This is a genomic window from Bacillus sp. EKM501B (assembly GCF_011800505.1).
Classification (GTDB): domain Bacteria; phylum Bacillota; class Bacilli; order Bacillales; family Bacillaceae_G; genus Bacillus_A; species Bacillus_A cereus.
The window spans coordinates 20646-41386 of record NZ_JAALFZ010000005.1 but is presented as its reverse complement, the minus strand read 5'-3'; the positions used below and the strand labels follow the sequence as shown (position 1 = coordinate 41386).

Sequence of the window (20741 nt, the reverse complement as noted above, 5' to 3'; positions counted from 1 at the left end):
CGTCACAATATTGTGAGTCATGATTTTGCTAGCGGACTAATGTTTATGGGGTTCTTCGTTGGAGTTGCATTTTTAGCAACGATGGCAAGTTGCTTAATGTTTAAAGTTCTGTCGGGAGCATCAAAAGATGTGGCACGTTATCAAACGTTTCGTAAAATTGTTGTCCGCCGAGAATTATTAACAAACTCAATCTATAAAGAGTTATACTTCATATTTTTATTCCCAGCAATTGTCGGGATTACTCATATATTATTTGGTATGAACATGTTTAGTCCTATTTTAATCAATCCGTACTCTCGTATTTGCTTACCACTTGTTATTTTTGTAGTAATTTATTCGATTTATTACTTGATTACAGTTCAATTATATAAAGGAATTGTACTCTCGAAAAAAAGATCAATGTAATGATGTTATTCATAAAGAATGATAGATAATCCTTTTTGGAAAGAACAATTAAGAGAGAGATAACATTAATTATCGACTGTATCGAAAGTGAAATCACTTCTTTACAGAAGGAGATGGAGAATTAAGTCAATCGAATGAATATTATAGCCTGCTAATATCCCAGAGTATGTTATAAATAATATTGCCACTTGGGTGCAAGGAAGATTGAAATGAAATTAGCAACCATATTTTTAAATAGTTATTTTCAGAGGCAACAAGTGTATTAGGGAGGGGGCATTTGGCTTAGAGGAATCTTCATGTGAAAAGACCTGAAACAGCCTTCCCTATAGCAATAATAAAGATGTCTAATTTCTAATATAGAAAATAATAGCGTTGCTACATTCAATATGTAGCAACGCTATTTAAATTTTTTAAACAGGGTTAAATTTTTCAAGAAATTTACCTATAAAAAATGATATCCAATTAAATTCATAAGTTTATCCTCTATGTATTTTGTAACTACATTTCATCTTGCTGTAAAGAAACAAAAAACACTTTTTTATTCAATAATTCCAATTTCTAGAGCCTTTTGAACAGCTTCTTCTTTGTTACAGACTCCTAGCTTTGTATAAGCTGTAGAAGCATAATTTCTGACCGTACCATTTGACAAATATAACCTTGATGCTATGGTAGTGTATCGAAGTCCTTTTGCTACTAGCTGTAATATTTCTATCTCCCTAGCTGTTAGCTCATAAACGGCTGCTTTTGATTGTGGTGTCTCTTTTTGCTCATCAAACTTCTCAAATATTTTGTGAGACATTCCCTGATCAATTAGTGTCCCACCTTTGTGAATAAGTCGGATCGTATTGGCTAGCTCCAACGTTTCAATAGATTTAAGTAAAAAACCATCCGCACCGTTGCGAAGTGATTCCACTGCCTGTTCGGTATCTTGAAACGTTGTAAAAATCAATACGCGGATATGTGGCCATTGTTGCTTAATCTTTTTGGTTGCTTCGATTCCATCCATGTGCTGCATATCTAAATCCATAAGTATAACATGGGGTTGAAGGCGCCCACACAAATCGATGGCTTCATTGCCATCCTCAGCCAAACCGACTACATTTAAATCTTCATATCTATCGAGTAGTGTCCTCAAACTTTCCCGAACAAATGGCTGATCGTCTACAATTAACAAACGAATAAGTCCATTTTTTATTTCAGTTTGTCGCGGTATGGTGCATGTAACAAGCATTCCTTCCTCTGGCTTTGTATATACAGACAAATGACCTTGCAAGTTCATTGCCCGTTCTTTCATCGCATTCATACCGAAGCCTTCCTGCCATTCTACATTTCCTTTTCCATTATCTTGAACTTCTAACCTCGTATATTGTTGTTCAAACTGCAATGAAACTATAATTTCAGTCCCTTGACCATGACGTACTGCATTCGTAAGGGACTCCTGTAAGCAACGAACGAATGTGATCTTCGCTTGCCGAGATAGTTGATATTCCTCTCCGAATGTCCTAAAACTTACATTTACCTGAGCGTGCTCCTGAAATTCGGCTCCAAGATTTTGTAGAGATTGAATCAAGGAAGGAGATTGACATCGAGAATCCATTTGATGTAGGTAACCTCTCACGTCCTCGATGCTTTTCCGTCCCATTTCAAGCAGAGAATCTAGCCTCTGTATACCCATTTCAGTAGCAAGTTCGGTGCGCAACGTTTCCATCCCCATAATAATAGAAGTATAAGCGTGACCAACTGTATCATGAAGCTCGCTCGACAGCCTGTTCCGTTCTTCTGCCAGTGTAATACGTTCAATCTGAGACATATATTGCTCAAGTACTGCGTTTTGTTTACGAATTGCTTCATTTTGCTTATGATTGACGATTAATAAATGGAAAGCGAAGCCCATTACATAAGCAAGTCCATAGTAGGTAACCATAATCCAATAGTTATTACTTGGCGCAAGCGCATAGAAAATTCCAGTTGTTATAAAAACTGTTATTGGAGCTGTCCAATAATAGGATAAATGCTTACTATTCGCAGCAATCAGAAAAACTGATATAAGAAATGTGTTGTAAGCTTCCGGGAATAATGAGGTTAAATATATACATAGTCCACCATATAGCAGTATGTCTGTGAACAAATAATATTTATAATTGAATAGTAAGGCTACCCATGGAACAGAGAAGGCAATAATTTCCCAAAGAATAATAATCCAAAGCGGCAATGTTATACTATCCTGAAAATCGAATGTGGTTATGGCGATAGAGACACTAATAAGTATACGGACTCCTAACATAATCCAATCGTACCAAAACCAATACTTAACTATATCTAACAAGTCATTTACCCCCTAAATAGCCAACCTTTTTACTTCCTATATTATAAATTAATCCTTCATACATTGTTGTACTTTTTAATTTTACGCTGTAATTCTCTCATAGAAGGCAAACTTCTATTGATTTAGTCGCTGGATCATGCTACGTGTATAGCCTCCAATTTTCTTTGTCAAACGATCTACTATTCTACTACTTATGGCGGTAAATACTATACCCATAAACATTACAAAGAGTGACTTAGTAAAAGTATCTATCTGTATGAATATAATATTCATTTCAATGTAGCGATACAGTAGTGGTGCCAACAAGAACATAAGTGGCATTACATAAAAAATGGTTGCACAAATGATACTAAAAATGCCAATCACAAATTTCTGCATTAACCAAAAGACAGCAGACCAAGTACGACGATCTGTAAGCACTAATTTCACCTGAGCCCAGTTTGATGTATCTATTGTTATACTTTTATCATAAGAGTCTGTTGAAATATCTGTATAAATTTTCGTCTGTATGCGCTCGAATTGGATAAAAGGTGTCGTAGTCTGTAGTACGCGTATAACTAGTGGAATCCCAATTACCGTAAATGAAAGGGTGAAACTGAATAGCAGAGCTATTAGATAAAAACAAAAATAAAACAACCCTGTAACGAAAGTTAGCAATAAAAAATAACCATTCTGGATGAATCTTGATTTCATAAAGTTCTCGCTCCTATCTATGTAATAACCGAATTGTACTGCTTTTTTTGTCATTCTCACTAGTGTAAAAGTGTCATATGACATTTTTAAATGATGATAAAAAGGGGAGAGTAACCTAATTCTGGTTAAAAAAGATGCTTATATGAATCACCATAAAACAATCCCGTTCTTGCATCTGCAAGAACGGGATTGTTTTGTACTTTTATTTAATATGAGATGGACTTGTTTTTCGAATATGAAAAATAATATCAAATTGCTCAAGCAATGACTTATCAAAGTATGCCGATTCGTTGGGGAAGAGTTGTGCCCCTATACTTAGTAATGGTCTTTTTGCTTTAACCCACTTCTCTGCTGGTCCTTTAAGGTGACGGTTATCCAATAAAAACATGTTATATGGTACTTTTCCGAGGGTATAATTGAAACTATTTACATTTTGTGGAATCGCACGCGATGTAATTTTACCTCCAGTGGAAGGATCATATTCACTGTATAAGGTGAAATTCCCCCCCGTAGTTGTACTACCAATTGTGACATAATTATTGTCTAAACGTTCCTTCAAAAACTGCCCCGCAGCATAAGGGTATGATTCATCATCGATAATTCCTTTAGCTATATGAATATTGTGTCCCCATACCATCGTTTTACCACCGAATGTTTCTTGCGCCCACATTGCATGATCGGCCATGTATTGCTCATGTAACTTTAACAGACTTGGATGGTCGTTAGGAATTAGCATTGTTGTAAATTTCTCTATTGCACTTGCCGTTGCTTTCGCCCAGATGTACTCGGGTGAAACTATTTTTGTGTTGGCTTGCTCATTCTCATCTTTTAGTAATTGGGATACTCTCTCAGCATTTCCTTTGAACTTTTCTTTTATTTCAGGAGCAAGTTTCATATATTCCTGTAAACTTCCAGTAAAAGACGGCAATTCTTTATAATTTTCTTCTACTTCTGCCAGCAAATCTGGTCGATGCAGCCTTACATAATCAATTACTTTATTAAAGCAACCTTGGTCCAACTCCTTTAAGTCGAGCCCAATAAATTGGATCTTTTTTTTAGTGGATGGATCAGCATTATAATCTTTCATCCACTCAATCATGGCTATAATTTCATCAGTAGGATATAACAAGTTTAAAAATTCTCTAGGGTTTCCTTTTCCTGTTTGGATATATTCATTTAGCTTTAAGCCGTTTCCCCAATCTTCTTCCATTGTGAAATTTGTAAAACCCATCTCAGTAACCAAATATTTCACAAGGCGAAACTTCATAGTGAAAATTTCAGAGCTTCCATGAGTATTCTCCCCTAAACCTACATATTGTGCGCTCCCAATCATTTTCTTAAGTGGTTTTAAATCCTCAAATTTTTTTGACGGCTCTATCGTTTTTAATGGGTAAGCCTGTGATTGTATGGATTTAACTATATTTTTTTGGATTGATTGACCTGAATTTTCGACTGCTATTGTTTGAGCCTTTCCTACTTCTACATATCCTGTGACTAATAAAGCTGTACTAACCATTGCAATTATTCTTTTCTTATTCATTTTTTTCACCTCAATTGAATTATTTGTAAAAGCAAGATTGATTCATTGTACTTGCACGAATCAATTGCCTTAATTCAATTGTTATCTATCCCATATCATATTTTCTAGTTACATATTGTCATAAGGTTAATTGACACAGGTCATAGACTAATCATTACACTTTTGTACTATCCGCTATGACAACTTATAAATAATAATTACATTGATGAGTCGTAAGTAAGACTAGATTATAAATTGGGGAGGGATTTTAAAGATGAATGAATTTGTATACAAAAATATTTTTATTCTAAGTTGTGTCTGTGGAAATGACAAGAAGTATATTCGATAAACAAGTGAATTATAGGGGAAGGGCGGATTAAAATGATATTACACGCAAAATCGTTCCACAATAAAGATAAAATCCAACGTGCTAAAATAGGACTTCAACTTTTTCTGAGTATCTTAATCATTACTTCAATTATCCTAAATGTAGTAGTAATAATTACGAAAAGTATGCCACTTATTGTGGTATATATGTTTACCCCAGCATTATCTTCTATTTTGACTCGCATAATACTGAAAGAAGGGTTTAAAGATGTATCTTTTAGTCTCGGTAACTTAAAGATATGGAAAGGGATTGGTTTTGCTCTGCTAATCCCTATGATTATTTGTGGAATTACTTATTCTATCGCCTGGTCGAGCGGAATTGCGGGGTTTCAGTATCCCGAAGTTGGTATGTTTATTTTAGAACCGATCTACAATATGCTTGGGCTTCAGTATGTAACGGCACCATTCAGCTTCATTTATCTAGTAGTATTGAGCGGCATTTTCGGAAGTTTGCTTGGCTTAATCCCAGCTTTGGGAGAAGAAATGGGTTGGCGAGGTTATATGCTCACAAGGCTAGTCGATGCAGAGTTTTCACGGCCCATCCTTATTAGTGGATTGACTTGGGCAACGTGGCATGTTCCAATAGTTATTGCTGGTCTATATGTAGCGGGACCATCTGTCGTTCTTTCAGTACTTGGTATCTATCTTTGTATTGTACCATTCGGTTATATTATAGCTTATTTACGACTTATCACAGGTAGCATTTGGCCTTCGGTTATCATCCATGCTACTTGGAATGCCATTATTCAAGGACCTTTCACACGTGCAAGTACAGGGTATCAAACTGAGATTTGGATTGGAGAATCTGGCTTGATAACCGCTAGTATTATCTTGATTACTGCAATAATTACGTCTCGAATCGTAAATTTTACTAAATAGCATACGGATGTGTTTTAAATTCAATTAGTGAAATATGACGAGGCGAAATAAGATGCTCCTAAAAATATTAGAAAAAATCTAGTTGAACAGACTCTTACTTCATCTTAGGCTGCTGGATATGTGGGGGACATCAAGCTAAGAAAATAAACTTGGTTGCCATAAAAAACATAATGTTTTCATTTAAAGGCTATGAGATGAAATTTCATCATCTTCATCAAGTTTGACCTTCAGGAAATAAAAACTTAAACGATTATACAAATACTCTAACTGAAAAAACGATAGTCCTTCTACATTTTAGATAGAAGGACTATCGTTTATTTTTTTGACAAAATTAGGAGGTGATGTTCATAAAATGGATAATATAATTCGTATTTGCGTAAAGAGAAAAAGTTTTCCAAAGAAGATGTAGTTAATTTCCTTGGTATAACGGTTGATTGAAATTTCATTTTATAACTTGTAAAGGGCTGTGCAATGCATCGTACTATTGAAAAATCTAAATTTAATCATTAAATTGCGATAAAATGTGGTCGGAAATAATGAAATTTTAGGAAAAATAAGGTACACTAGTTTATGATTTTAGTTGAAAATCGTTTGACGTTAATGCATACGGGGGAAAGATTGATGAACAACAATACAACAAATGAATCAGTTGAAGAAATTGATCAAAAACGAGTAAGATCAAAAAAACGTTATACAAATTGGAAGTTTATTGCAGCGGGTATTGGTGTAATTGCACTTCTTATTGGGGGAATGAGTTATTATCAGGCAACTCACTTCAATTCGAATGTTACAATTAATGACACAAAAGTTGGTGGTCTGAGCGCTGATCAGGCAATACAGAAATTAAAGACATCTGGACTAGCAAACAAAGTCTATGTTGATCAACAACAAATTTTAGATGAAAAAGATACAAAAACAGAACTTACGGAAAAAGATTTGCCTCAAGTTAAGAAACTATTAAAAAACCAGTGGACATTTTTCCCTTCCTCAAAGGGAGAAAATTATTCATTGCTACCAGAGAAGGCAGATCAGTATCGTAGTGAAACGATGAAAAAACTTGTAGAAGAAAAGCTCATCTCTATGAATGAGAAATTAAAAGCGCCTCAAGATGCTATGGCGAAGCTAGAACAAGGGAAAATTGTTATTTCGAAAAGTGTTGAAGGAAAACAGTATGATGTTACTAGTCTACTGAAAGATTATGATAAGCAAAAATATAAAAGCGAAATTCATCTGAAGTCTGCATACATAAAACCTATTAAAGAAGACGATCCGATTGTCAAAAAAGAGGAGAAAGCACTACAGAATCTTCTTGGGCAGTCTGTTGAGTATAAAGTGCAGGATGAAGTTTATCCTTTAAAAGCGAAAGATTTAATTCAAAATGCCTCTATGTCAAAGGATATGAAAGTTACAATTGATGCGAGTGACATTAAGAAGAAAATTACTGAAATTAATAATGCCAAATCAACATTAAATAAAGATTTCTCATTTAAAACTCATTCCGGTTCAGTCATATCAGTAAAAGGAGAAGGATACGGCTGGGCACTAGATGTTGAAAAAGAAACTAAACAAGTTCAACAAGCCTTTGAGAAAGGCGAAAAATCGCTTTCTGCTTCTAATATTCACGGGAATGGTTGGGAGAAGGAAGGTATCGGTTATAAAACAACATCGAATAATGGCATCGGAGACACGTATGCAGAAGTTTCAATTGCAGAGCAACAAATTTGGATTTACAAAGATGGAAAATTAGTTGTTACAACAAATGTAGTAACTGGTAAACATAGTACTGGTGAAGATACATCACCAGGTGTGTGGTACGTCCTATATAAACGAACACCATATACGCTAAGAGGTAACGCAGTAGGAAAAGCTGATTATGCGGTTAAAGTAGATTACTGGGTTCCATTCACAAATAGTGGTCAAGGATTCCACGATGCCGGCTGGCGCAAAGACTGGGGAAATAATGCTTATTTAACAGGAGGATCAGGTGGGTGTGTGAACCTTCTTCCTAATGTTGCAAAAACTGTATATGATAGTTTGAACACGTATGATCCAGTTATTGTGTATTAAAAAATAGCTACGTATCAAGAAATAAACAAAGCAGGAAATCTTACCTGATGGTATATAAAAAAACACCTCTTGCATTCGCATACTAAGTGTGCAAATGTAATGGAGGTGTTTTTGTTTGAATATAAAAGTGTATTGCTTATAAGAAACAAAGTAGAAAGAAATAATAAGTATTCAAATAGTCAATAAAATTGACGATGAATATCATTTTCATTTAATATAGAATCGTTGCATGTAATTAGACATGAATTTTTTGTTAATATAATAGATTTCTATTAAGTTGTCACATTTAAGAACTATCATTAAATATTTTAAGAATTTAAACGTAGGAAAGGGTAATATAAAATGAACTGGAAAAAAGGCGGATTATGGGTTATTATTTTTTTCGTTGTAAAAGGTACGATTTCTACACTTTTAATCGTTACAGGTGCTAAATATTTTGATTTATCATTTATGCAACTTATCTTATTAATTCTGACCTTATTAGTGATTTCTCTAATAAGCCGAAAATTGCTGTATAGACATAAACAAAACAAAAAGCAAAAAGAGCTAAATATATAATGGAGCCCCAGAGACCTTTGGATTTCTGGGGTTTTATTTTGATAGTTTTTTCGCATGTATATCAATTTAACAGAATAGGTTGTCCAAAATGATAAAATCGATGATGTTTAAAATGCGTCAGTTATTTTTAATAACGATTGATACCCGTATTTCTACAATCTATATAAATGACTCAAGCTTCGCATCTTATCAATTCCCTGATGTGCTAAACCTAAGCAAAGTAATGAACTATCTTAAGGAAGAAAGTTGAGTTAGCTAATCGCATATATTTTATTGAAAGGATGTGATGGAACTATGGAACGGCCGAATTGGGGAATTGGAGGATTAGTATTCGTTGGCTGTATGTTTCTTGGTGGAGGAGTGGGATCTATGTTAGGTAATGCCCAAACTGGATGGCTAATAGGAATGGGCGCTGGATTTCTTGGTATGGCTTTAACGAGACTGTTCAGAAAATAATGTAACTGAGATTCTTCTTCTGGTAAATAAGGAAATATGTAAGTAAGTCATGGCATAAGAGTTCTATAAATTATAGTTAGAATCTTCTCTTTTGTATTTGTCTTTTCTAAATTTCTCCATACATAGATATAATTCTCAAGTCGGAGGATGGCACCTTAGGGTGTCTTTTTTATGCTCTTTAAAAATGTCTTACCATTATAATAGCTGAGTTTTGCTTTCAGTCTCCGATGTCCATTCAGCATAAAATAAAAATTCTGCACCATTTAAACTCTGATAACAATTCATACGATCAAGAATAATTGAGTTAATAGCTTTCGGTAGATCGCCATCATTTTTTTATAATAGATTAGATTCATTGCCGTTTCAGACCTATGTATGAATTCATAATCTAATAGTAAAAGGAGGAATGATTAAAGGTATGGCGGTTAATGAGGAATCAATTTGTCAACAGTTTGCAAGAATCATTGGCGGTCAAGAAGGATTCGCCGGTGGGAAATGCGTGGCAACAATAAACCGAGATGAAATACGAGCAACAATCTTGGGAAAACGTTTTAGAGTAACAACTTCCTTTTCATTCGAATCACGAGACAATAAAACTGGACGGGCATTATGCCTAGGCCGAGTAGCACTCTTACAAAAAGAAGTCACTGAATTTGTGGCGACAATTATTAAACAAGGAATAATCGTTTCGTCTATACACAATGAGTGGTTATGTGATGATCCAAATTTAATTTACGTTAATATCGAAGACGTTGATGATCCACTAAATTTTGCAAGAAAAGTGAGAAGAGCGTTATGCACGTAATCAATTTCTTTAGTTAAACGAGTGATTATATTAAATTGAAAAGTTCAGCGTGTTGGATGGTTTTATAAAACGAAAGAAGGCGTTTCATATTTGGAATGCCTTTTCTTTATGTGTTCGTTACTAATGTGGGTGGTTAACTGGTTATATGCTGTTTATCTTGCAACAGCAAGAACTGGACGAGGTATCTTTAAAGGTGTTTGACTGTCTATAGATACCGTATTTTATCAAATGTTGTTAGCATATCATAAAACGATAAGGGAGAAATCGCCAGAGAAATACGTCAAATTAGTCATTCCTTCTATAATCTAAAGGGACGATTTTGTTTTCGAAAAATAATAGGTAAATCATTTGACAATTAAAATAATCTACTTTAATATATGTGCCATAGCATATATATGGTGAAACAAATACATTCATTGTGAATGATTGACTGGTATGCTGTATCCTTTTATATCTTAATTTATAGAGGTGATATATGAACTTACATGATTTAATAGGCTATCTTGTTCACCGTACTGATGTGAAAATGACCAATTATTTTACGAAGAAATTAAAGCCGTATGGAGTTACGCCAGAGCAGTGGGGGATTATTAGTGTTCTTTGTAGCCAAAGGAGCACTACTCAAAAAGAGTTGGCGGAAGCTATTGATAAAGATCAAACTACTGTTGTTAGAATGATACAGTCAATGGAGAGAAAAGGGATTGTAAGGAAGGCTTTGAATGACCAAGATAGGCGTTCACATAACCTTTTTTTAACTGAAAAAGGCGACGAGTTAAAGAAAACAATCTTGCCTGTAGTGAAAGACGCTCACCATTTCGTTACGAGTAATTTGAGCGAGGAAGAAATTAAAGTATTACAATCGTTATTAAACAAATTGTATGATACACACTATTAATATTTGTTCCTTATTGATGCTATGCTATTCATAAGGAACAAACTTTGTTTTAGGTATTATATATGCTATAGCATATAATTTTTGTTTGGACGAATAGGAAGATAACTTTATTTTGTATGATATCTGATTCAGGGTCACTTTTTTGCTTAGTGCCAATCAAATTTTTTGTATTATATATGCTATAGCATGTAATTTCTGGCCCTTTAATATTGAAAAGGGTAATGTAAATTGAAGCGACTTCCATACGGGTAATCTCAGGAAATAGGATAAAGGTAGTGACTACTATCTGAACAATACTGAGTTTTTACCAAATAATAAGAAAGGTGTGATTACTATTTTAATTTTCATCAATATTGTAAAAGTAGTGTTGTTTCTGTTCTTTTTAATGACAGGAACGAAAATTATATCCGGGAAAATGGCAGATGAGTTCAAACGATTTGGTTTACCTTCGTTTTTTAATTTCTTAACTGGAGCTTTTGAGATTGTAGGAGCGATTGGAATGTTGATAGGAATCTGGATTCCAGTAATAGCTTTATGGGCAGGAGTGTTATTAGGTGGTACGATGCTTGCAGCCGCATTAACTCTAATTGTATTAGCGAGAAATCCTTTTAAGAAAGCGATACCTGCACTTGTTTTGTTTGTCCTTAGTTTAGGGATAAGTTTGTATCACATTTTTTAAAAATAACCGAAAACTATTAAACTTTCACTTTATGCGTTCAAGTTACTATCATTATGTGATTGTTTTACAAATAGGGGGATTCTCAAATTAGTGTTTGAATAATAATAGCAATACGGATTTAGACATTACTATCATTTGAATCATAATCAGTAAAAGAATGGGAAGAATTTTATATTAAAATAGGAGTGAGTGAAGGTGGCATATTTACTACAAGTTGATTTTCCGTTTGAAGGTCCTTTTGGTGAAGAAATGGAAAAAACATTTTGGGATTTAGCAAATAGTATTAACGAAGAAGAAGGATTTCACTGGAAAATATGGACTGAGAATGAAGAAACAAAAGAAGCTGGAGGCATTTATGTATTTGAGGAAAAACAAGATGCTGAAAAATACGCTGAAATGCACAAGAACAGACTTGAAGCAGTTGGTGTTAAAGATATTAGAGTAAGAATTTTTAACATCAATGAAAAATTAACGGAACTGAATCGTGGGTATATTAAATAATTTCGACAGTCGGAGCAAGCGTAAAAAGGAGGGGGATAATCCCCTCTTTTTTAATTCTTAAATTGACGGTGAGGGGGACTCTTACAAAAAAAATCTTTGCAAAATTTGTGAAAGAAAAAGAGAGATAAAGGTATTTTAACCTTATCTCTCTTTTTCTATATTCATTTATTTTCAGGTAAGGAGTTGATTAGTTATTACTATTTATAAGAACGTGAAGAAGTGTTGATGCCAGTTGGAACTGTTGTAAAGGTTGAGGGGGGCATCCAAGGAAATATGAGAGATGTGCATGATGATTTGGCGCAGGGTTATGAATCCATCTTCTATGAAATTGTGGGATTATATAAGCATTTATTATCCTGGAGATTTTAAAATAAAATCTACCTAATTATAGAAGTGATTTGAACGTAAGGAAATTGTAAGAAATGCATAAGAAAAAAGAAATTTTTATTATGTAGGATACAAATATAGAGAAGCACAAAAGAGGGAGGATAAATAGGGTTTATTTATACGAAAACCAAACTAGTAACAAGCGCATTCTAAATAAAAAAATCATTTATGGTACTAACATACATGTGAAAAAGAGAGGTTTTACCGTTTGTTACAACAGTAGGGATAAAGCCAGAATAGTAGTTTATGTGATGTTTGTAATTGAACAAATAAAAGATGAAATTAATCATTTATCTAAGGAGGCATTTTTTTATGGAAAATAAATTATCTGGGGTGTTAGCCGCTACTTTGGCCCTAACGATGAGCTTGCCAACAGGAGCGATAGCGTCTTCTAGCAGTAAGGCTCCGGTTGTATCTAGCCAAGAAGTTGCTAGTAAAGATTTGGAGAAGATTGCTGCAGAGAACGCTGAACTACTCACGAAGTCCTATGAGACGACTAGCGTGCAGTATGCGCTGATTGATAATGGTAAACTTATTTTGTCGGGGCAGACAGGCAAGAACGACATAGAAGGGAAAGAACCATTAACTAAAGATACTTTATACGGAATTGGTTCAACCAGTAAAGTATATACAGCAGCGGCTGTTATGAAACTAGTAGACGAAGGAAAAGTTGATTTGGATGCTCCTGTTACTGGCTATATTCCTGAGTTCAAAATGAAAGATAAACGATATAAACGCATTACACCACGTATGCTGTTGAATCACTCCTCAGGTTTGCAAGGTTCGACGTTCAATAATGCATTTTTATTTAAAGATAATGATGCTTATGCCCATGATATCTTGTTGCAACAATTGTCCAACCAAAACTTGAAGGCAGACCCTGGCGCGTTTTCAGTATACTGTAATGACGGTTTTACGCTGGCTGAGATCTTGGTAGAAAGAGTCAGCGGTATGAGTTTTACTGAATTTCTACATCAAAAGTTTACAGAGCCATTAAAACTGAATCAAACGATAACATCGCAAGACAAATGGGAAGACGAAAAGCGGGCTGGACAGTATTCTCCGACATACCAGGGACAGCTTCCAAGTGAAATGGTAAATGTGATTGGTACGGGAGGAATCTCCTCTACTGCAGAAGATGTGGTGCGATTCTCACAAATATTTATGGGACAGGGAAAAGAAATTCTCTCTAATAAAGCAGTCAAGGCGATGGAACAAGAAGAATATAAAAAAGGAATGTGGCCAGGAGATAGCGGAAATATGTTCAACTATGGTCTTGGCTGGGATAGTGTGAAACTATACCCATTCAGTGAATATGGGATAAAAGCGTTGACTAAGGGTGGGGATACGATGCTGCAACATGCTACATTGGTCGTGCTTCCAGAACAGAAGATGGCAGCAGCTGTATTGTCCTCCGGTGGGAGCAGCATGACAAATCAACTGTTGGCAAATAAATTACTGCTAGCTAGGCTTAAAGAGAAAGGGGCAATTAAGGATATAAAACCAGATAAATCCTTCGGCAAGCCAGTCAAGGCTAAAGTGCCTCAAGATGTGGTAAAAAAAGCAGGATTGTATGGAAATATCCAAAGCCATTTCAAAATAGAGATTACGAAGAAGGGAGAACTGTTTTTACCAACTAAACCGGAAGAAAAATATGTATATACGGCGGATGGAAGCTTTATAAATGAAAAGGGTACTTCCAAGCTTAACTTCGTCACTGAGAAGAATGGAAAAGTTTATTTAAGAGAGAGCACATATGAATTATCACCGGGATTGGGGCAAAATGTGCTGACTCACTATTTAGCTCAGAAATTAGAAAACAATGTGTTACCGAAGAAAACAGCTGCTGCATGGGCGAAGCGCGAGGGCGGCAAGTTCTACCTTGTTAACGAAAAATTTAATTCTATAAATTATCTAGGACAACAAATACCTCTTAACACACAAATTACGATCAAGGATGGCTATTGGGACGGCAAAAAAATTACAGGTCCGAATACGGCGACGCATCAAATTCAGATTCCTGTGATGAATGGGAGGGATACGAAGGAAGCTCATTTCTATACAGAGAATGGTACTGAATATATGGAGATGGCCAGCTTTTTATACGTCAGTGAATCTAACGTAAAATCCCTTGATGCAGGTCAATTATCAAAAGTTACACTGCAAAAAAATGGGCATGCGAAATGGTTTACGATTCCGCAAGAGGCAGCAGGGAAAACGATGAATGTGGAGTTGCCATCAGGAAGTTCATTCGCGGTGTATGATGGGAATGGAGTATGCGTCAATTTTAGCGTTGTTAGTAATAATAACAAAGTGAAACTACCAGAGAACGGAACGGTTGTATTTGCTGGCGCACCGAACTCCGAATTTACAGTCGCATTGAACTAGCTACAACTCGGGATAGACTTCAATAAAACAGTGCGACATGGAAAAGATATTTTATTTGTATCTTAAGTATTACCTTAAATGATATTACACTTAAATTCTTAGCTTAATAGCAATGGGATAGCGCCACATGTCTACTAACCTAAGAAAATAAATCAAACCCATGTCCATCAAGCTAGTAAAAATAAATACCCCAAAAATAGTAAAATTGACATTCTCATAGTAAAAATGTAAAAAATTATTGTTTAGGGGCAGCGTAAAACATTAGTTTGATAGCGATATGGCGCTACTCATAAAAAAAGAAATAGGATAGAATATCCTATTTCTTTTTATTGATATAATAAAATGTAAAGAATAGATCCAAAGTAATGATAATAATTAGAAGTAACAAGTGTATAAGTGCATCAGTTTTTCCGTTTAGTAAAGACTTTACAAAGAAATCCCATTCTGTTTCATAGGGAGGTTCTACCCAATTTCGTTGCAGTCCTAACATCATTCCATTTATGAAATAGACAATGCTTAATAGAACCCTTCCAACAAATAAGGTGGCTGTTTTTATATTCCAATCCTTTATCTTGATTACATAAAGGATTGGAAATAGTATCAGTATCCAAAAAACAATAATAAAGACTGTATTTCCCATTCTCTCCTCCTAACAAAATGATTGTGTTTTTAATCTTGGTAAATTCTTAGGTTGGAGGTATGTTTCATTGTTACTGGTTAAAAACAAGGGTCGGAATTCCGGCTCCTTTTCTATCCCGCAAAATAAAGGTTTGCTTTATCTCTCCGTCTCAAAAAACTCAATCCACTCTCCATCAGGACCAGCGAAGAATATGTAACGTGTTCCATCTGGTAATGTTTCGATTTCTTCTCCTAGTAAAAAGGTTACTGCGTGTTTCTTCAGTCTTTCGATCTCATCCTCTAATGAATCCACTTTAAAGCAAATGTGATGTACTTTTCCTTCTGCCGGAAGAGAAGAGTTGTAGCCTTCAATGAGTTCTAGTATCGTTTCTTTTGATTCTTCTACACCTAAAAAAGCGAGTTTTAAGTCTGGATTCGGATGACCCATACGTTTCATGAGCTGTAAGCCGACTACTTCTTCATAAAATGAAATAGATGTTTCTAAGTTTGCAACCATAAGTCCAACGTGTTCAATTCTTCTAACTGGCATGTAGATTCCTTCTTTCTGAAAATTATATACAATATATTATTGAAAATTAAGAAAATAAGCAAGATAAAAACCTTACAAATTTTAGCGTGTTATATGGTATAGTGAGAAAGTATGTTTGGGGAGAAGGAAGGAGCTTATACGATGAATACAACTACTCAAACTCCTTCATTATCGGAAACGATGAAAGAGTGGCATTATGCATTAGCGTATGAAATTAAACATTGGAAAACGATAGGTGGTAGTAAAATTTCTATCATGAACGGTCGTTTTTTATATACAGATTATGAAAGTACAGTATACGTATTTCAGCTTATTTCGGAAGTAAGCTTACCTGAAGGTTCACCCATTCGAATTGAGTTCGATGGTGAGGAAGCGACAGGGGAAGTATTATCTATACATGGATTAGACATAGAGCTGAAATTAAATGATTATATACAAGGTGAAATAAGAGAAGCGGTTTTATATAGTGAACCGTGGCAATTGTTAGAGCAACTACAAGAGCGATTGAAAGAAGCACGTAAAGATAAGCTGAAACGTAATCGTATAAAGCGTCTTGTTGATGGGACGAGCAGTCCGAAACATATTGAGAAGATGAAAAATCCAAAAAATGAACTGGCATATCGTTCATTTTATAATCCGACAACGTACGTATGGGGACCGCCGGGAACAGGGAAGTCTTACAATTTATCACGTATTATTTCGGCTCATTATCAAAAAGGAAAATCGGTACTTGTGTTAGCTCATAGTAATGCGGCAGTAGACGTATTAATGAGTGAAGTAACGAAGCAAATTGAGAAGAAAAAGAAATGGACGCCTGGTGAAATTGTTCGTTACGGTTATAGTCAACATGAACATATACGAAATCATGAAACGTTACTTGCGTCGAAGTTAGTTGAAACGACGAACGGATCTTGGGGTGAGGAAAGACTCTATTTAGAAGAGACACGACAAGATCTTCGTGAAAAAATCTTATCGTATAAAGCAACATCTGCTGATAAGAAGCGTATACAAGAGATTGAAAGTGATCTTCGAAAGCAAAAGGCTAAAATTAAAGAAGTAGAAAAAGAATATATTGAAAATGCGAAAGTAATCGGCGCAACTTTATCAAAATGTGCCATTGATTCACTTATTTATGAGCGTACATTTGATTTAGTTGTTGTAGATGAAGTAAGTATGGCATATGTTCCGCAAATTGCATTAGCTGCTTCACTTGGAAAACGTATCGTCGTTTGCGGTGACTTTTTACAGTTACCTCCAATTGCGATGGCAAATCATGAACTCGTTCGCAAATGGCTTGGGGAAGATATGTTTTACCATGCTGGGATTGTTGAGTCTGTTAATAAATCAGAAGCACACCCAAACCTATTTATGTTGCAGGAACAAAGACGTATGCATGCGGATATATCGAAGTTTACGAATTCGTTTATTTATAAAAATAGAGTATACGATCATCCGTCTGTTTCAGAGCGTAAAGAACTTGCGCAATTGCAGCCGTTCGCAAATGAAGCGAGTGTTTTATTTGATACGAGCCAAATGGGAGCTTTTTCGTTAAAAGATGCTGCTTCTGGTTCACGTTTTAACATTATGTCTGGTGTAGTAGCAATGCAAATGATGTTAATCGGATTGTTAGATGGTGTGCAATCAATTGGTATTGTGACACCTTACAGGGCGCAGTCACGCTTTTTATCAACGTGTATTAGAGAAATGTTGCAGAGAACGAAATATCAAAACATACCAGTTTTAGCGGCGACAGTTCATAAGTTCCAAGGTTCTGAAAGAGATATGATGATCTTTGATACGGTTGACAGTTATCCGCAAGAACGACCTGGCGTATTATTCTTTGATCACAAAAACCATCGCCTCGTCAATGTAGCAGTGACAAGGGCGAGAGGGAAGTTCATTCAATTATCAGATTGCCATTATATGCGTAAAAACCTTTCGAGAAAACAAGCATTATCACAATTAACAGCTCATATGGAACGTCACGGAGATGTGTATGATCGTACGACATCAAGACAATTGTGGGAACGGAAAATTTCGAAACGTTTACGCTGGTTTATGGAAATGAATCTTGAGGAAACGAAAGGGTTATTAAAAGATATTTTAGCCTCAAAACGAAAAATTATTATTTCACTTCCAAGTACAAAACAAGTGGATAAGCGAGTATGGCAAGCGTTAATGCGTACAAATGCGCAAATAACAGTTTATAGTGATGGACCAGTTCCACTGAAAAATGTAAAGTTACAAAGACAAAATAAAGCATTCCCGTTTATCGTAATTGATGATGAAATCTTCTGGGCAGGCGCACCGCTTACATCTCAAATGATGTTTGAAGGTAGTACGGAATTTCCGTACGTATGTGCAAGACTGCAAGCACCTGAGACAATTGGTGTATTAAAAGGATTTTTAGATATTCGGTAAATTCGGATAGGAATTCCTTGACTTTTACTTGGAATGAACTTAGAATAAAAAATAATTTAATATAATTTTATGAAAATTCTTATCACGAGAGGTGGAGGGACTGGCCCTATGATACCTCGGCAGCGGATTCGTTATGAATACTGTGCCAATTCCAGCAAGGTAACTTGAAAGATAAGAAAGAAGCTCATTTTGACTGTATATACAGAAGCCTCTTTCTATCTTTTAGAAAGAGGCTTTTTTATGTGAAAATAAAAGGAGGAAGAAAAATGGGAGCGACAGGAGTAGCGTCACAAAGAAAAACAATTGAAGAGAGTATCGAAAGAAATAAGGAAAAGTACATAGAAACAAGTCATGATATTCATGCGAATCCGGAAATTGGTAACCAAGAGTTTTATGCATCTAGAACGTTAAGTTTATTGCTAGGTAGTGCAGGATTTCAGTTGCAGCACAATATAGCTGGACATGAAACGGGATTTATCGCGCGAAAAAGCTCTGGAAAACAAGGACCTGCAATCGCATTTTTAGCGGAGTACGACGCTTTACCAGGACTAGGTCATGCGTGTGGTCACAATTTAATTGGCACAATTAGCGTTGCAGCAGCAATCGCATTATCAGAAACGCTTGAAGAAATTGGCGGGGAAGTTGTCGTGTTTGGTACGCCAGCAGAAGAAGGCGGGCCAAATGGTAGCGCGAAATCAAGTTATGTAAAGGCAGGTTTATTTAAAGACATTGATGCGGCGCTTATGATTCATCCGAGCGGAAAGACAGCGACAACGAGTCCTTCACTAGCAGTCGATCCACTTGATTTTCATTTTTACGGAAAAACAGCTCACGCTGCAGCTTCGCCAGAAGAAGGGATTAACGCATTAGATGCGGTTATTCAGCTCTATAACGGTATTAACGCACTTCGCCAACAACTTCCGTCAGATGTGAAAATTCATGGCATTATTACTGAGGGCGGAAAAGCACCTAATATTATTCCTGACTATGCCGCAGCAAGATTCTTCATCCGTGCAGCAACGAGAAAAAGATGCGCGGAAGTAACAGAAAAAGTAAGAAACATTGCACAGGGAGCAGCATTAGCAACAGGTGCGAAAGTAAAAATCCATCAATTCCAAAATGAAATCGATGAATTACTCGTAACAAAAACATATAACGATATCGTAGCGGAAGAACTAGAACTATTAGGTGAAGATGTAAATCGTAAAGAAAGAGTAGGGATTGGTTCAACCGACGCAGGAAACGTAAGCCAAGTCGTACCGACAATTCATCCGTACATTAAAATCGGTCCAGATGATTTAATTGCACATACGAATGAATTTAGAGAAGCAGCACGTTCAGAACTTGGAGATAAAGCATTAATTACATCGGCAAAAGCATTAGCAAATACGGCGTATCGATTAATTACGGAAGAAGGGTTGTTAGAGAAGGTGAAGGAGGAGTTTAGAGAGGCGCAGAGGAATCAAGGGTAAGGGGATTAAGGTGCTTTTTTCGAATAGAGATCTAATTCATAAGTAGAGATATAAAAAGAACATTGAAATATCAATGTTCTTTTTTTGTTTACTAATCATTGATTTCATTGGCTTTTCTCATAAAGGAAAAACTTTTACTGTTAGCCGGGGATAATACGTATCCCTTTATTAGAACGACAATTTCTCCTCAAACTCACTCTTTAAAACAATTAAAGGAGACGATAATCCAAATTGCATTAAAGAGTCTAAAAATGTAGCGAGAGAATCCATCGAATCGCTCATGACCTTCATCATATAATTAAATTCCCCGCTAATTCGGTATAAATCTGTTACTTCAGGAGCGGCATTACAAAATTGAATAAAATCAGAGCATTGGCTCGTTTTAAACATGATGAATGCTTGAATGTTTTTATTAATTTTTGCAGGCTCAAATTTCGTTCGATAAGCCGCTATAACTCCTTGATCTTCAAGCTTGTTAATACGTTCTTTTACAGCAGGTTGCGTCATGGATATAATTCGTCCTATTTCTGAAACAGAAATTCTCGCATTTTCATATAACAGGTTCATAATTTTATGATCGATTTCATCCAATTTTACAGCGTTTTGCATTGTGTAGCCTCCTTGTTATGTTTTCTAAAGTGAATTGCAAATTATAACTATAATATCATAAGTGAACGAACTAAATTACCTATAAATCTATATTTAAAATGATTAGTATTTGCATGAAAATATAAG

Annotated in this window: 17 protein-coding genes, 2 pseudogenes and 1 riboswitch; of the genes and pseudogenes, 13 read left to right on the top strand and 6 right to left on the bottom strand. The window is 35.4% G+C overall.

Translation table 11 applies throughout. From position 1 onward, the window contains the following. Positions 1-9 precede the first annotated feature (9 nt). Positions 10-405, top strand: a pseudogene (locus HFD78_RS12805) (ABC transporter permease); the annotation flags it as partial. A gap of 21 nt (positions 406-426) precedes the next feature. Beyond that, positions 427-618: pseudogene (locus HFD78_RS12800) on the top strand (alpha/beta hydrolase); the annotation flags it as partial. A gap of 325 nt (positions 619-943) precedes the next feature. Here the strand turns inward: HFD78_RS12800 and HFD78_RS12795 are convergent. From HFD78_RS12795 to HFD78_RS12785, 3 genes are all read right to left on the bottom strand, one after another. Next, entirely contained in the window at positions 944-2731 is a 1788-nt protein-coding gene (locus tag HFD78_RS12795) for a helix-turn-helix transcriptional regulator (protein ID WP_065703686.1), read from the bottom strand. Between the two features lie 114 nt (positions 2732-2845). Then, positions 2846-3424 carry a sensor domain-containing protein gene (locus tag HFD78_RS12790; protein ID WP_000842197.1) on the bottom strand — a complete coding sequence of 193 codons (579 nt, stop codon included), beginning with the start codon at positions 3422-3424 and terminating at the stop codon, positions 2846-2848. Positions 3425-3626: 202 nt separating this feature from the next. Continuing rightward, positions 3627-4964 carry an erythromycin esterase family protein gene (locus tag HFD78_RS12785; protein ID WP_001036187.1) on the bottom strand — a complete coding sequence of 446 codons (1338 nt, stop codon included), beginning with the start codon at positions 4962-4964 and terminating at the stop codon, positions 3627-3629. Positions 4965-5324: 360 nt separating this feature from the next. On the opposite strand from HFD78_RS12785, the gene HFD78_RS12780 reads away from it, so the two are divergent. The 9 genes from HFD78_RS12780 to HFD78_RS12740 all read left to right on the top strand — a co-directional run bounded on the left by HFD78_RS12780 (position 5325) and on the right by HFD78_RS12740 (position 14945). Beyond that, a complete protein-coding gene (locus HFD78_RS12780; protein WP_098005355.1) occupies positions 5325-6209 on the top strand; it encodes a CPBP family intramembrane glutamic endopeptidase in 885 nt (294 codons plus the stop codon). A 621-nt stretch (positions 6210-6830) separates the two neighbouring features. Next, complete coding sequence (locus tag HFD78_RS12775) at positions 6831-8276, top strand: L,D-transpeptidase family protein (RefSeq protein WP_001064057.1); 1446 nt, start codon at positions 6831-6833, stop codon at positions 8274-8276. A 342-nt stretch (positions 8277-8618) separates the two neighbouring features. Beyond that, the gene (locus HFD78_RS12770) at positions 8619-8834 is read left to right on the top strand and encodes a hypothetical protein (protein ID WP_001104104.1); all 216 of its coding nucleotides are present in this window, start codon (positions 8619-8621) and stop codon (positions 8832-8834) included. Between the two features lie 294 nt (positions 8835-9128). Next, on the top strand, positions 9129-9290 hold the full coding sequence (locus HFD78_RS12765; RefSeq protein ID WP_000441008.1) for a hypothetical protein: 162 nt from the start codon (positions 9129-9131) through the stop codon (positions 9288-9290). A 418-nt stretch (positions 9291-9708) separates the two neighbouring features. Next, on the top strand, positions 9709-10095 hold the full coding sequence (locus tag HFD78_RS12760) for a DUF1259 domain-containing protein (protein WP_001986336.1): 387 nt from the start codon (positions 9709-9711) through the stop codon (positions 10093-10095). 475 nt (positions 10096-10570) lie between these two features. Then, positions 10571-10990 carry a MarR family winged helix-turn-helix transcriptional regulator gene (locus HFD78_RS12755; RefSeq protein WP_001048566.1) on the top strand — a complete coding sequence of 140 codons (420 nt, stop codon included), beginning with the start codon at positions 10571-10573 and terminating at the stop codon, positions 10988-10990. Between the two features lie 328 nt (positions 10991-11318). Beyond that, positions 11319-11669 carry a DoxX family protein gene (locus HFD78_RS12750; protein WP_080000489.1) on the top strand — a complete coding sequence of 117 codons (351 nt, stop codon included), beginning with the start codon at positions 11319-11321 and terminating at the stop codon, positions 11667-11669. A 195-nt stretch (positions 11670-11864) separates the two neighbouring features. After that, positions 11865-12170, top strand: coding sequence for a monooxygenase (locus HFD78_RS12745; protein WP_000323775.1), 306 nt, complete (start codon positions 11865-11867; stop codon positions 12168-12170). A 699-nt stretch (positions 12171-12869) separates the two neighbouring features. After that, entirely contained in the window at positions 12870-14945 is a 2076-nt protein-coding gene (locus HFD78_RS12740) for a serine hydrolase domain-containing protein (protein ID WP_097797586.1), read from the top strand. A gap of 316 nt (positions 14946-15261) precedes the next feature. On the opposite strand, the gene HFD78_RS12735 is transcribed toward HFD78_RS12740, so the two are convergent. Together HFD78_RS12735 and HFD78_RS12730 are read right to left on the bottom strand one after the other, a co-directional pair. Then, the gene (locus HFD78_RS12735) at positions 15262-15585 is read right to left on the bottom strand and encodes a hypothetical protein (RefSeq protein WP_000528638.1); all 324 of its coding nucleotides are present in this window, start codon (positions 15583-15585) and stop codon (positions 15262-15264) included. A gap of 135 nt (positions 15586-15720) precedes the next feature. Beyond that, entirely contained in the window at positions 15721-16113 is a 393-nt protein-coding gene (locus HFD78_RS12730; protein ID WP_001145284.1) for a VOC family protein, read from the bottom strand. Positions 16114-16224: 111 nt separating this feature from the next. Here HFD78_RS12730 and HFD78_RS12725 point away from each other — a divergent pair, with 111 nt between their 5' ends. After that, positions 16225-18534, top strand: coding sequence for an AAA domain-containing protein (locus HFD78_RS12725; RefSeq protein ID WP_116291497.1), 2310 nt, complete (start codon positions 16225-16227; stop codon positions 18532-18534). Between the two features lie 76 nt (positions 18535-18610). After that, positions 18611-18712, top strand: a riboswitch (SAM riboswitch). 88 nt (positions 18713-18800) lie between these two features. Further along, a complete protein-coding gene (locus tag HFD78_RS12720; protein WP_000501340.1) occupies positions 18801-20006 on the top strand; it encodes a M20 family metallopeptidase in 1206 nt (401 codons plus the stop codon). A 168-nt stretch (positions 20007-20174) separates the two neighbouring features. Here HFD78_RS12720 and HFD78_RS12715 read toward each other — a convergent pair whose 3' ends face one another. Further along, entirely contained in the window at positions 20175-20615 is a 441-nt protein-coding gene (locus HFD78_RS12715; protein ID WP_001178562.1) for an Lrp/AsnC family transcriptional regulator, read from the bottom strand. Positions 20616-20741: the final 126 nt, after the last annotated feature.